Here is a 12,559-nt window from a genome sequence, read left to right as displayed (position 1 = left end):
TCCAGCCCTACCGGGCCGGGGCCGACGTGGAGGCCACCATCGGGGTGCGGGGCGCCCTCGACCACATGCGCGGCTCGTTCGCCGGGCGGGCCGCCCTCGCCTTGGTCGCCGACCGCTCCGGCGCGACACCGCCCGGCGGGCGTACGGCGGCGGGCGAGGAGGTACCGGACGCGCGGCACGAGGAGTCGGCGTCGCCGCCCGGCGGAGTACCGGCCGGCTTCGGGCTGACCGGGCCGATCGGCGACACGGCGACGCTCGTCACGCACCAGGCGATGGCCGAGCCCGAGCCCGTGCTCCTGGGCGGCATCCGGAGCGTGGTGAAGGGAACCCGGCGCAATCTGGTGGCCGCGGGCGCGGGTGCGGCGCTGGTCGCCGTCCTCGGCACGGTCGTGACGCTCGGCATGACGTCGAACAACGACGCCAACAACCCGTCCCGGAACGTCCAGGTGGGCCCCTCGGCGAGCCAGGGCGCCAACGACGGCAGCCTCGGCGCGGACAAGGCGAACAAGGGCGGCGGAGGCAGTTCGGGCGACGTCGGCGCCGCGACGGCGAAGGGCACGGGCACGCCTGGCGCGCCCGGCACGACGGACAGTCCTACGCCGGGCACGACGGGCGGTCCGACGGACCACCCGACCGGTACGCAGGGTTCGACGCCCACGAAGTCGACGTCACCGTCGAAGCCGTCTACGACCAAGCCCTCGACGCCGACGCCCACGAAGCCGTCGGGAGGCTCGCCGTCCAGTTCGACCTCGTCGTCCCCGTCGTCGCCGTCCCCCGATCCGACGTCGACGGGACCGACGAGTCCCAGCACGTCCAACTCGGCCAGCGGCCCGTCGTCCAGCGCCACGGCCACATCGAGCAGCCCGGCGAGCACCGGCACGGGCACGCCGAGCGGCACGGGTGCGGTGATCTGAAGTCCCCCTCGGTGCACGAAGGGCCGGGTCCGTCTTCCGGACCCGGCCCTCGTCGTCGTAGTACTGCCTGTACTGCCCGTCAGAACAGCCGCAGCTTGTCGTCCTCAATGCCCCGCAGCGCGTCATAGTCCAGGACCGCGCAGCCGATACCGCGGTCCGTGGCGAGGACGCGGGCCTGCGGCTTGATCTCCTGGGCCGCGAAGATGCCGCGGACCGGCGCGAGATGGGGGTCGCGGTTCAGGAGTTCCAGATAGCGCGTGAGCTGCTCCACGCCGTCGATCTCGCCCCGCCGCTTGATCTCCACGGCCACGGTCCCGCCCTCGGCGTCCCGGCACAGGATGTCCACCGGGCCGATCGCTGTCATGTACTCGCGGCGGATGAGCGTGTAGCCCTCGCCGAGCGTCTCGATGCGGTCGGCCAGCAGCTCCTGCAGATGCGCCTCCACACCGTCCTTGATCAGACCCGGGTCCACGCCGAGTTCGTGCGTGGAGTCGTGGAGGACCTCCTCCATCGTGATGATCAGTTTCTCGCCCGTTTTGTTGGTGACGGTCCAGACGCCCTCGTCGTCGCCCGCCCCCTCCTTCAGCGTGCAGGGCGGCGACATCCAGTTGAGGGGCTTGTAGGCACGGTCGTCCGCATGGATCGAGACGCTGCCGTCCGCCTTGACCAGGATCAGACGGGGCGCGGAGGGCAGATGGGCGGTGAGACGGCCCGCGTAGTCGACGGAGCACCGGGCAATGACGAGACGCATGGTCGGCAACGCTACTCGACGCGCCCGCCCCGACGCGATTCGCCCTCGTGAGCCGCCTCCCCCGTTTCTCCCGGGATGCCCCTGTTCGTCAATGGCCGGTTGTGTGCCTAGTGGGAGTTCGCTGTGTGCGCATTCTCCTGGTGCCGTCACCGGCCGTTGCTTACCGTAGTAAACGGGAGGTCGCGCCGTGTGTACGCAGCGTGTTCGATAGTGCGAACTCCCTTCCCTGTCCATCAACCCCTGTTGTTTCGGGGTGTGAGAGGAGAACCCATGTCGCTCGACGTCTCACCGGCCCTACTCGAACAGGCCGAGCGAGGCGAGGTCGACGAAGAAGATTTCGTCGACTGCGTCCGGACCTCCCTGCCCTATGCGTGGGAGATGATCAGCTCCCTGGTGGCTCAGCTGAAGGTGGACGGCGGCGAGTTCGCCGACAACCAGACGCCCCCGCCGGACGAGCAGGCACGTGGACAGCTGCTGCGTGCGCTCGCGAGTGACGCGATACGCGGCGCCCTGCAGCGGCACTTCGGAGTGCGCCTGGCCTTCCAGAACTGCCACCGGGTGGCGGTGTTCCCGCTGGACTCCTCAGTGGACGACACGCTGGCTCGCTTCACCTCGGTCCGCAGTCAGCTGCTCAACCAGTCGCCGGAACTGCGCGACTGCTGACGCATGTGACGACGCACGGCCTGCCGCTCCCTACGTGGGAGGTGCATCTGTACCGGAGCGGCAGGCTCCCGTCGGCGGCCCGGACGACGGGACGGGCCGCGCCCGGCTGACTCAGCCGAGGTGGGGGAGCACCTCGGCACCGAGCCTGCGTACGTTCTCCTCCGTCGCCGCGAGGTCGCCGGAGCCCTCGACGAGCAGGGCGAAGCGCGAGATTCCGGTCCGCTCCGACGTCGCGGCGAGCCGGTCGGCGCACAGCCTCGGCGTGCCCACCGGGTGCAGCCCGCAGAGAAGTTCGGTGTACGCCAGCGGGTCCCGCATCGTGCGGGCCCGGCCGTCGACCGTCACATGGGCGTCGAGCCCCTGTTTCAGCCAGCCCGGCATCGCCTTCGTCAGCGCCTCCACCGCGTCGGTGCGCCGGTCGGCGATCTGGCAGACGCCGGCCGAGACATGGCTCGCGCGGGCGATCACGTCCCTGTCGACGCCCGCCGCGTGCGCGTACTGCCGCCACAGCGCGACCATTTCCGCCTTCTCCTCGTCCCCGACGTGCATGCCGAGCAGCATCGGCAGCCCCCGCTCGGCGGAGAGGCGGACGCTCGTCGGCGAGGTGCAGGCGACGACGACCTCGGGTCCCTCGGTGTCGGTGAGCGACTCCGACGGCCGTGGGACGACAGGGACTTCGCGGAAGCTGAATCGTTCCCCCGTGGCGGCAACGGACGGTTCGCGCAGCCAGCGCACCAGCAGATCGAGTGATTCCGGGAACCCCTTCTCGTACGCCGCGAGGCCCGAGCCGAAGACCTCCAGGTCCACCCAGGGCCCGCCGCGCCCGACGCCGAGCGAGAAGCGCCCGCCCGAGGTGAGGTGGAGCAGTGCGGCCTGCTCGCCGAGCGCCACCGGGTGGGCGGTGGGCAGCACGCTGACCGCCGTGCCGACCCGGATGCGGCGGGTGCGGCCCAGCAGCAGGCCGGCCAGAGTGACCGCCGACGGGCACGTCCCGTACGGCACGAAGTGGTGCTCGGCCAGCCACACCGCATCGAGCCCCGCCTCTTCGGCGACCTCGGCCGACCGCACCGCACGGTGCAGCGCCTCCCCCTGGCCCTGTCCGGGAAACTGGGCCGCCAGTACAAAACTTCCTACGCGCATTGCACTTCCTGCTTTCCTGGCTCCGACGCGGAGCTCCCCCACGCGGCATAACTGTCTGACATGTGCCCAAGTCACGGCTTGACGGAGAGATTTGCGGATTGTCTGCAGAATGGGCCGATCGGAGGGAGATCTGTCAGATTGGTGACGTACGCGTACCCCCGCTTGCGCCGCGTAGGCTGGATACGGCCCGTGCTCCCTGTATAGCCCCGTGAGGTGTTCTGTGTCCCCGCGTCGCAACCGACCCAAGGACTCCGGCTCGTCGGGCCGGAGCGCGGACGACGACGACAGGTCCCGTTACGGCGGCTGGCAGTTCACCGAGAGCTGGCAGGGCGAGGAGTGGAGCGTGCGCCATGTGGCGGGCGCCGGCGCCCAGGGCAAGACATACCGCTGCCCCGGCTGCGACCAGATGATCCCCTCCGGCCTCCCGCACGTGGTGGCCTGGCCCGAGCACGCGGGCGTGGACGACCGCAGGCACTGGCACAAGGCCTGCTGGAACGCGAAGGACCGCCGCACCACGCGGGTGCAGCGGTCCCGTAACGCGCCGAGGTTCTGAACCCGGCCTACACGTCCCGCTTCTCCAGCAGCAGCCATGCCCCGGCGAAGGCCGCGGCCGTCGCGCCCAGGATGATCCACAGCGGATCCCAGCCGGACGGGCCGGACTCGCTCAGGGAGTTGGCGTAGAAGACGCTGAGCTGGTTGGGGATCGAGTACTCGACCAGGGCCTTGCGCACGTTCTCCAGCGACTGCGCGAACATGAACAGCGCGATGACCAGCGGGGCCAGCACCGCTCCGATCATGATGGTGATGGCGCCCGCCGAGTGCCGCACGATCGAGCCGATGACGAGCGAGATCAGCCCGAGCAGCGCGATGTAGAGGCTGACGCCGAGCGTGCCCTTCAGCCACTCCGCGCCGGAAGGGTCCTTCGTGCCATGGCCGCTCAGCATGGCCACCTGCGCGAACGCGACAAGGGTGGCGGCCACCAGCGTGACCACGAAGGCGACGAGGAAGAACACGATCGCCTTCGCCGCGAGTACCCGGGTGCGGCTGGGGCAGGCCGTCATCGTGGTCCGGATCATGCCGGTGCCGTACTCCGACGCGGTGGTCAGCACGCCGAGCGTGATGATGCAGATGCTGCCGAGGAGGATCCCGAAGAAACCGAGGGACAGCGGGTTGAGACCCGCGCTCTCCCCGCTGGAGTTCGCGACCAGGGCGCCGGCGGCAAGCCCGATCCCGATCACCAGCAGGATGAACACCCCGAGCGTCCACATCGTGGAGCGCACCGATCTGATCTTCGTCCACTCGGAGGCGACGGCATGCCCGAGATGGGTCCGTACCACCGGGATCGGCGAGGTGTAGGTGGGGTACGCGGAACCGGGCGCCGCCTGCCAGGCGGGCGCGGCCTGCGGCATCGAAGGCTGGGGGGTGCTCATCGGGCGTCCTCGGACTTGGTCGTGTCAACAGCGGGAGCGGGGGCGGGCGCGGCGGGCCGGGCCGGTGCCTGGCCCTGCGGCGCCGGCTGCGCGTACGGGTTCGGCTGTCCCGCGGCAGGGGCGACAGGCGCGCCGTACGGGCCCGCGGGCGGCTGCCCGGGCATCGCGAACGGCTGCCCGCCCTGCTGGGGCGGCGGCGGGGCGTACCAGCCCGGCTGGCCCTGGCCCGGCACCGGCATCGGCGGCTGGACGCCGGGCGGCAGCGGCTGCATCAGCCCGGCCTTCTGGTCGATGGTCGAGCGATAGTCGACCGCGCCCTGCGTCATCCGCATGTACGCCTCCTCCAGCGAGGCCTGATGCGGGGACAGCTCCCACAGACGTACGTCGGCGTCGTGCGCGATGTCACTGATGCGCGGCAGCGGCAGCCCGGTGACGCGCAGCGCACCGTCCTGCTCGGGCAGTACGTGCCCGCCCGCCTCCGTCAGCGCCGAGCTCAGCTTCTCCCGCTGCTGCGGCTCGGTGTCGGGGGTGCGGACGCGCGCGAAGTCCGCGGAGTTGGCGGAGATGAAGTCCTTCACGCTCATGTCGGCGAGCAGCTGCCCGCGCCCGATCACGATCAGGTGGTCGGCGGTGAGCGCCATTTCGCTCATGAGGTGGGAGGAGACGAAGACCGTACGGCCCTCCGCCGCCAGCGACTTCATCAGGTTGCGCACCCAGAGGATGCCCTCGGGGTCGAGACCGTTGACCGGTTCGTCGAAGAGGAGCACCTGGGGGTCGCCGAGGAGCGCGGCGGCGATGCCGAGCCGCTGTCCCATGCCGAGCGAGAATCCCTTGGACCGCTTCCGGGCCACGTCCTGCAGACCGACGACACCGAGCACCTCGTCGACACGTCGGGCCGGGATGCCGGAGAGCTGGGCGAGGCACAGCAGGTGGTTGCGGGCGGCCCGGCCGCCGTGCACGGCCTTGGCGTCGAGCAGGGCGCCGACCTGGCGCGGAGCGTTCGGCAGCTTGCGGTAGGGGTAGCCGCCGATCGTCACCTGCCCCGAGGTGGGGTTGTCCAGGCCGAGGATCATCCGCATGGTCGTCGACTTGCCCGAGCCGTTGGGCCCGAGGAAGCCGGTGACGGCACCCGGCCGCACCTGGAAGGAAAGGTTGTACACGGCCGTCTTGTCGCCGTAGCGCTTCGTCAGGCCGACTGCCTCGATCATGCTCCGCACCCATCGAAAGGTTCAGGACGTCGGGGCCCAGACCGCCCCCGTAAGGGTTAGGAGGATATCCGGCCGCTGACGGTTCCACTCAAGAGAATGTAAAACCCTGCAGGTCACCGGGGTGAACCGGCTCTGACCGCGGTCGGCTACGGGTCCTGCCTGGTCAGGGGGGCTCCGTGCCGCTCAGGCGTCCCGTTTCTTCAGCAGGACGTAGCCCCCGGCAAGGGCCGCCACCACCCACAGCACCATGATCCCCAGCCCGCCCCAGGGACCGTACGGGGGGTTGTCGGCGGCCCTGGGCACGACCTGCATGATCCTGCTGCCCGCCTGGTCGGGGAGGAAGCGGCCGATCTTCTTCGTCGCGGAGACGTTCCCCAGGATGCTGGAGATCAGGAAGAAGAACGGCATGAGGATGCCGAGCGACAGCATCGGCGAGCGCAGCATCGCGGCCACCCCCATCGAGAACATCGCGATGAGGGTCATGTAGAGCCCGCCGCCGATGACCGCACGCAGGACGCCGGGGTCGCCGATCTCCGCCCGGTGGGGGCCGAGCATCGCCTGTCCGAAGAAGAAGGCGACAAAGCTGGTGACCATGCCGACCACCAGGGAGAGCGCGGTCGCCACCGCGACCTTGCCGAACAGGAAGGTGCCGCGCCGGGGGACCGCGGCGAGCGAGGTGCGGATCATTCCGGTGCTGTACTCGTTCGACACCACGAGCACCCCGAACACGATCATCGCGAGCTGACCGAGGCTCATCCCGGCGAAGCTGATGAAGGTCGGGTCGAAGGAGAGCCGGTCCTTCGGGCTCATCCTGTCGAACTCGCTCCGGGTCAGCGCCGAGATCAGCATGCCGAGGGCGACGGTGACGACCAGCGCGACGGAGAGCGTCCACACCGTGGACGCCACCGACCGGATCTTGGTCCACTCGGACCGGATGACCTGGGCCGCCGCCATGGCTCAGCCTCCCTTCTTCCAGTCGGCGCCCCACCTCTGGCGCGGGGCCTGCCCCGGCCAGCTGTCGCGGGGCGCGTCGGCGTGCGCGTGGTACTCCACCGACTCCGCGGTCAGCCGCATGAACGCCTCCTCGAGCGAGGCCTGTTGCTGACTGAACTCGTGCAGCACGAGATGGTGCCGGGCGGCCAGTTCACCGATCAGCTCGGCCTTGCCGCCGTCCACCTCCAGCACGCCGCTGCCGGACTCGACGACCGTGATGCCCGCCTCGTGCAGCACATCGAGGAGCCGCTCGCGCTGCGGGGAGCGGACACGGACGTACGAGCGTGAGTTCTGCTGGATGAAGTCCGCCATGGAGGTGTCGGCGAGCAGCCGGCCCTGGCCGATGACCACGAGATGGTCGGCGGTGAGCGCCATCTCGCTCATGAGGTGGCTGGAGACGAACACGGTCCGCCCCTGCGCCGCGAGGGATTTCATCAGGGTGCGGATCCAGTGGATGCCCTCGGGATCGAGGCCGTTGGCCGGCTCGTCGAACATCAGGATCCGCGGGTCGCCGAGGAGCGCGCCCGCGATGCCGAGGCGCTGGCCCATGCCCAGGGAGAAGCCCTTGGTCTTCTTCCGTGCCACGGCCGTCAGACCGACGGTGTCGAGGACCTCGTGGACACGGGAGGCGGGGATGCCGTTGCTCTGCGCCAGGCAGAGCAGATGGTTGTAGGCGCTGCGGCCGCCGTGCACGGCCCTGGCCTCGAGCAGGGCGCCGATGTACTGCAGCGGGTTCTTCAGCTGGTCGTAGTGCCTGCCGTCGATGCGGACGTCACCGGCGGTGGGGTGGTCGAGCCCGAGCACCATCCGCATGGTGGTGGACTTCCCGGCGCCGTTGGGGCCGAGGAAGCCCGTGATGACACCCGGTCTGACGGTGAACGTGAGGTTGTTGACCGCCAGTTTCTCGCCGTACCGCTTGGTCAGCCCCTCGAGCTCGATCATGCGGCCACGCTAAGACGGCACAAAGCCCTCCGCCACCGCAGTGGCGGAGGGCTCCGCGGATGTTCCTCTGCCGTACGCCCGGCGTTACCGCGACTGCTGTGCCGGAACCCCGCGCGAGATCGGCTCGTCCTCGGTCGGGGAGCCCGCGGCGGCGACGGCCGCGCCCGTGAGCGTCGCGAGCATCTCGCGGACGTTCGTGAGCTGGGCGTTGATGGAGTCGCGACGGTTCGTCAGCGCCGCCAGCTCGCGCTCGGATTCCGAGCGGATGCGGTCGGCCTTGGCGTTCGCGTCGGCCACGATGTCCTCGGCCTGGCGCTGAGCCGTCTCCACCGTCTGGCGGGCGCGGCGCTCGGCGTCCGTGCGCAGCTTCTCGGCCTCCAGGCGCAGCTGCTCGGCGCGGTGCTCGATCTCGGCCAGACGCTTCTCGGCCTTGGCCTGACGGGAAGCCAGGTCGCGCTCGGACTGCTCGCGCCGCTTGGCGAGGTTCGTCTCGAAGTCGGCAGCGGCCTGGGCGGCCTTGGCGCGGGTCTCCTCGAAGAGGGCGTCCGCCTCCTCGCGCTTGGACTGCGCGTCCTTCTGTGCCTCGGAGCGCAGCTGAGAGGCGTCGCTCTTGGCCTTCTCGACGATCCGGACGCCCTCGTCCTCGGCCTTGGCCTTGCGCTCCGCGGCGAACGACTCTGCGTCGTTGCGCACCTGCTGGGCGGCCGACTCGGCCAGCTCACGGTGCTGCTCGGCGGCGCGGCGGGCCTCCTCGCGCAGGTCCTTGGCCTCTTCCTCGGCGAGGCGGAGGATCTTCTCGACACGCGCACCGAGACCGGCGTACGACGGCTCGGCGTCGGTCACCTGGGCCTGGGCGTTCTGTGTCTCGAGGTGGAGCTCCTCGATGCGCTTTTCCAGAGCAGTGATGCGGGTGAGAGCGCTGTCACGGTCGGAGACGAGCTTGGAGATCCGTTCGTCCACCTGAGCGCGGTCGTACCCACGCCGCACAAGCTCGAAGCCGTAGGGGGAAGTGTCGCTCATGGGGTTCCTGTCGAATGAGACCGGTGAGGTGATAGAGGGAATCCTAGGGGTCAAAGCGGCGTGTCATCGAGCGGATACGTGTTTGATCTGGAGAATGACACTCCTTTTGGGTGGCTAACTGTCTCAGGGCTTGCCAGGACCTGTACGAAACGTCCCGGCAAGCACAGAATCGACGCTTCTGGCTACCCGTCTGACGCCTTGCCACCCGAACGGGGCGCACCCACTGCGGCCCCCGCCTTGACGCCCCCATCCTTGCCACCGGACGGCGCCTCAAAAGACTCCAACGCCTCCAGGACGTCCTGGACACGGGAGATCTCCGCATTGATGTCCTCGCGCCGGCGCACCAGGATCTCCAGCTCCCGCTTGCCCTCCTCGACGGCCTTGCGGGCCTCACGGATCGCCTCGGCCTTGATCTGTTCGGCCTCGGACACGAGCGTGGCCTTCTTCTGCTCGGCCTCCTTGAGCAGCCCCTCGGCCTTCTTGACCGCGGCGATACGGACCTTGCCCGCCTCGGAGCTGGCCTCCGAGACGATCTCCTTCGCCTGCGCCTTGGCCTTCTCCAGCTGCTCCTCGGCCGCCTTGATCAGCGCGTCGCACCGGTCGCCCGCCGACCTCATCGTCTCGGCCGACTCGCGCCGCGCCCGCTCGTGCAGCTCCTCGATCTCGGTCGTGATGCGTTCGCGCAGCTCCTCCGTGCGCTCCCGGATCGCGGTCGCGTCCCGGCGCGCGCCGACGAGCAGCTCGTCCGCGTCCGCCCTGGCCCGCTCCACCAGCGAGTTGCCCTCGACCGTCGCCTCGGCGACCAGCCGGTCGGCCTCCGTGCGCGCGGCACCCACCATCGTGTCGGCCTGCGCCTCGGCGTCCGCCGTCGTCTTCAGCGCGGTCTGCTGGGCCTCCGAGAGCAGCTTGTCGGCCTCGGCGGCGGTCTCCGTGATGAGCGTGTCGACCTGCTCGGCCGCCTCGGAGCGCCGCTTGTTGGCGTCCTTGCGGGCCTCGTCCAGGGTGCGCTCGGCCTCCGCGCGCGCGGCCGCGGTCATCCGCTCGGCCTCCGCCTCCGCCTCCGCCTTGATCCGCGCCGACTCGGTGCGGATCCGCTCGGCGTGCTGCTGCGCGGACCCGACCGTCTCGGCGGCCTCGGCGCGCAGCCGCTCGGCCTCGTCGGTCGCGTCCGAGAGCAGCTTGTCGGCCTTGGCCACCGACTCGGTCCGGACCCGCTCGGCCTCGGCGTTGGTCTCCGCGGTGAGCCGTTCGGCCTCCGACCGGGCCTCCGTGATGAGGGTGTCGGCCTGGGTGGCCGCGTCGGACCGGATCCGGTTCGCGTCTTCGCGCGCCTCCGCACGCGTTCGCGCCGCGTCCTGGTCGGCATTGGCGATGGTGTCCGACGCCTCGGTGCGGACCCGCTGGGCGTGCTCGGCGGCGTCCGAACGGAGCCGCTCGGCCTCGGCGATCGCCTCGGCGACCGTCCGCTCCGCCAGCGACTTGGCGGCCTCCGACTCCTCGGCGGCCTCCCGCCGGATGCGGGCCGCGTCCTCGGAGGCCCGCTCGCGCTCCGCGTAGGCGTCGGCGCGGACCCGGTCCGCCTCCTCCTGAGCCTCGGTGCGCGTCCGCTCCGCCGCGTGCTCGGCGGCGGAACGCAGACCGGTGATCTCCTCCTGCGCCTGCTCGTGCAGTCCGACGACGGAGTCCCGCACCTGCTGGGCGTGCTGTTCGGCGGCCGACACCATCTCGGTGGCACGCCGGTCGGCCTCCTCGATCAGCCGTACGGCCTCGGCCTGGGCCTCCTCGACCCGGACGCGCGCCACGGCGAGCAGCTCCTCGCTCTGCTCACGGGCCCGCTCGCGCTCCTGGTCGGCCTCCTGGCGCGCGGAGCCGAGGAGCTCCTCGGCCTCGCGGCGGCGCCGGGCGGCCTCCTCCTGGGCGGCGGCGAGCGTCTCCGTGGCCTCGGTGCCCAGCCGCTCGGCCGCTGCCTGGGCCTCGGTCCGTACGCGGTCGGCGCTGTCCAGCGCCTCCGACTTCAGCCGCTCGGCCTCGGCCGCCGCCTCCGAGCGCAGGCGTACGGCGATGGCCTCGCCCTCGGCACGGGAGGCGGACGCGTCGGCGGCGGCCTCCGTGCGCAGCCGGTCGGCCTCGGCCTCGGCCTGCGCCTGGAGCGTACGAATGCGCTCGGCGGCCTCGGAGCGCAGCCGGTCGCTCTCCTCCACGGCCTCGCGGCGGATCCGCTCGGCCTCCGCACGGGCGTCGTCCAGCGCCTGCTCGGCGGAGGCGAGCCGCTGCTCGGCCTCGGACTGCAGACGGGCCAGTTCCCCGGCGGCCTCCGCGTGGCGGGCCTCGACGGCGCGCTCGGTCTCCTCGCGCAGGGCGCGGGCGGCCCGCTCGGCCTCCTCCTTGACCGCCTCGGACTGCTCTGCGGCCTCGGCCCGGTGCCGCTCGGCCTCCTTGCGGGTGCGTTCCAGGGTCTCCTCGGCCTGGCGGCGCAGCATCGAGGCGCGCTCGATGGCCTCGGTGCGCACCTTCTCGCTGTCCGTGGTGGCCGCCGAGCGCATCTCGTCCGCGTCGGCCTTCGCCTTGGCCAGCAGCTCCTCGGCGGTCTTGGCCCCCTCCTCGATCTGCTGGACGGCCTCGCGCCGGGCCTCGGCCCGGATCTGTTCGCCCTCGGCGACCGCGTCGGCACGCAGCTGCTCGGCCTCGCCGCGCAGCCGGCGGGCCTCCTCCTGCAGCTCGACCGTCTTGGCGCGGTACTCCTTGGTGTCGTCCTTCGCCGCGCCCTTGAGCTGCTCGGCGATGTCGTGCGCCTCGGCGCGCAGCCGGTCGGCCTCGGTCTCGGCCTCCCTGCGGATCCGCTCGGCCTCCTCGGCCGCTGCCTTGGTGGTCGCCTTGGCGTCCTCCGACGCCTTGTTCAGGACGTCCTCGGCCGTACGGGCCGTCTTGGCGAGCTGGGAAGCGGTCTCCTCGGCCGTGACACTGCGGGCCTTCTCACCGGCCTCCGCGAGGATCTTCTCGGCCTCGGCCTTGGCATCCGCGACCACCTGCTCGGCCTCGGCCTTGGTGGCCTCCGCCTCCTTGGTGGCCTCGCTGACCAGCCGGGCGACCTGCTCCTTGGCCGTGCGGGTGCGCTGCTCGTTGGTCGACTCGGCTCCGGAGAGGGCCTTGGCGGCGGCCTCCTTCGCCTCGGTGACGACCTTGTCGGCCTCGGCGCGCGCCTCGCGCAGCGCCGCCTCCGCCTCCGCCATCCGCTGCTCGGCGGCCCGGCTCAGCTCGGCCGCCTGCCGGCGGGCGGCGTCGGACTCGGTCGTGGAGCTGGAGCGCAGCTGCTCGGCGTGGTCCGTGGCCTCCTGGGCCTGGGTGGCCGCCGCGTTCAGCAGCCGCTCGGCGTCCGCGCGGGCCCGGCGCAGGATCTGCTCGGCCTCGGCGCGGGCGGTCGCGGAGTCGCGCTGGAGCCGCAGCCCGGCCAACGAGTCGTTGCCCTCGGCCACGGCCCGGGCCGCGGCGAGCGCCTCC

At 71.4% G+C, this 12,559-nt stretch carries 10 protein-coding genes and 1 pseudogene; 3 read left to right on the top strand and 8 right to left on the bottom strand.

The window, feature by feature from the left end; all coding sequences use genetic code 11:
- Positions 1–914: pseudogene (locus tag ABT186_RS45705) on the top strand (ATP-binding protein); the annotation flags it as partial.
- 79 nt (positions 915–993) lie between these two features.
- Here ABT186_RS45705 and nucS read toward each other — a convergent pair.
- Complete coding sequence (gene nucS, locus ABT186_RS45700) at positions 994–1,665, bottom strand: endonuclease NucS (protein ID WP_351225632.1); 672 nt, start codon at positions 1,663–1,665, stop codon at positions 994–996.
- Positions 1,666–1,935: 270 nt separating this feature from the next.
- Here nucS and ABT186_RS45695 point away from each other — a divergent pair, with 270 nt between their 5' ends.
- The gene (locus ABT186_RS45695) at positions 1,936–2,328 is read left to right on the top strand and encodes an SCO5389 family protein (RefSeq protein WP_351225631.1); all 393 of its coding nucleotides are present in this window, start codon (positions 1,936–1,938) and stop codon (positions 2,326–2,328) included.
- A 111-nt stretch (positions 2,329–2,439) separates the two neighbouring features.
- On the opposite strand, the gene ABT186_RS45690 is transcribed toward ABT186_RS45695, so the two are convergent.
- Entirely contained in the window at positions 2,440–3,468 is a 1,029-nt protein-coding gene (locus ABT186_RS45690) for an LLM class flavin-dependent oxidoreductase (RefSeq protein ID WP_351225630.1), read from the bottom strand.
- A 220-nt stretch (positions 3,469–3,688) separates the two neighbouring features.
- Here ABT186_RS45690 and ABT186_RS45685 point away from each other — a divergent pair, with 220 nt between their 5' ends.
- Positions 3,689–4,021, top strand: a complete 333-nt coding sequence (locus ABT186_RS45685; protein ID WP_351225629.1) for an Rv1322 family protein — start codon at positions 3,689–3,691, stop codon at positions 4,019–4,021.
- A 7-nt stretch (positions 4,022–4,028) separates the two neighbouring features.
- On the opposite strand, the gene ABT186_RS45680 is transcribed toward ABT186_RS45685, so the two are convergent.
- From ABT186_RS45680 to scy, 6 genes are all read right to left on the bottom strand, one after another.
- Positions 4,029–4,898, bottom strand: a complete 870-nt coding sequence (locus ABT186_RS45680; RefSeq protein WP_351225627.1) for an ABC transporter permease — start codon at positions 4,896–4,898, stop codon at positions 4,029–4,031.
- Positions 4,895–6,106, bottom strand: a complete 1,212-nt coding sequence (locus ABT186_RS45675; RefSeq protein ID WP_351930333.1) for an ABC transporter ATP-binding protein — start codon at positions 6,104–6,106, stop codon at positions 4,895–4,897. The genes ABT186_RS45680 and ABT186_RS45675 overlap by 4 nt, the downstream gene beginning before the upstream one ends.
- A gap of 183 nt (positions 6,107–6,289) precedes the next feature.
- On the bottom strand, positions 6,290–7,060 hold the full coding sequence (locus ABT186_RS45670) for an ABC transporter permease (protein ID WP_351225623.1): 771 nt from the start codon (positions 7,058–7,060) through the stop codon (positions 6,290–6,292).
- A gap of 3 nt (positions 7,061–7,063) precedes the next feature.
- Positions 7,064–8,041 (bottom strand): ABC transporter ATP-binding protein, encoded by a 978-nt coding sequence (locus ABT186_RS45665; RefSeq protein ID WP_351225621.1) that lies wholly within the window; start codon positions 8,039–8,041, stop codon positions 7,064–7,066.
- A gap of 84 nt (positions 8,042–8,125) precedes the next feature.
- Entirely contained in the window at positions 8,126–9,061 is a 936-nt protein-coding gene (locus tag ABT186_RS45660; protein ID WP_351225619.1) for a coiled-coil domain-containing protein, read from the bottom strand.
- 182 nt (positions 9,062–9,243) lie between these two features.
- Positions 9,244–12,559, bottom strand: a 3,316-nt coding sequence (gene scy / locus ABT186_RS45655) for a polarized growth protein Scy (RefSeq protein ID WP_351930331.1), incomplete at its 5' end; no start/stop codon positions are given.

It is taken from the genome of Streptomyces sp. NPDC001634 (genome assembly GCF_040298185.1).
Taxonomy (GTDB): Bacteria; Actinomycetota; Actinomycetes; order Streptomycetales; family Streptomycetaceae; genus Streptomyces.
The sequence above is the reverse complement of the archived record's forward strand: the minus strand, read 5'-3'. Positions and strand labels throughout refer to the sequence as shown.

What these genes read in the sequence shown, in the direction of transcription:
- nucS (WP_351225632.1), bottom strand. Translation starts at nt 1,665, where the DNA reads ATGCGTCTCGTCATTGCCCGGTGCTCCGTCGACTACGCGGGCCGTCTC.
- ABT186_RS45695 (WP_351225631.1), top strand. Translation starts at nt 1,936, where the DNA reads ATGTCGCTCGACGTCTCACCGGCCCTACTCGAACAGGCCGAGCGAGGC.
- ABT186_RS45690 (WP_351225630.1), bottom strand. Translation starts at nt 3,468, where the DNA reads ATGCGCGTAGGAAGTTTTGTACTGGCGGCCCAGTTTCCCGGACAGGGC.
- ABT186_RS45680 (WP_351225627.1), bottom strand. Translation starts at nt 4,898, where the DNA reads ATGAGCACCCCCCAGCCTTCGATGCCGCAGGCCGCGCCCGCCTGGCAG.
- ABT186_RS45675 (WP_351930333.1), bottom strand. Translation starts at nt 6,106, where the DNA reads ATGATCGAGGCAGTCGGCCTGACGAAGCGCTACGGCGACAAGACGGCC.
- ABT186_RS45670 (WP_351225623.1), bottom strand. Translation starts at nt 7,060, where the DNA reads ATGGCGGCGGCCCAGGTCATCCGGTCCGAGTGGACCAAGATCCGGTCG.
- ABT186_RS45665 (WP_351225621.1), bottom strand. Translation starts at nt 8,041, where the DNA reads ATGATCGAGCTCGAGGGGCTGACCAAGCGGTACGGCGAGAAACTGGCG.
- ABT186_RS45660 (WP_351225619.1), bottom strand. Translation starts at nt 9,061, where the DNA reads ATGAGCGACACTTCCCCCTACGGCTTCGAGCTTGTGCGGCGTGGGTAC.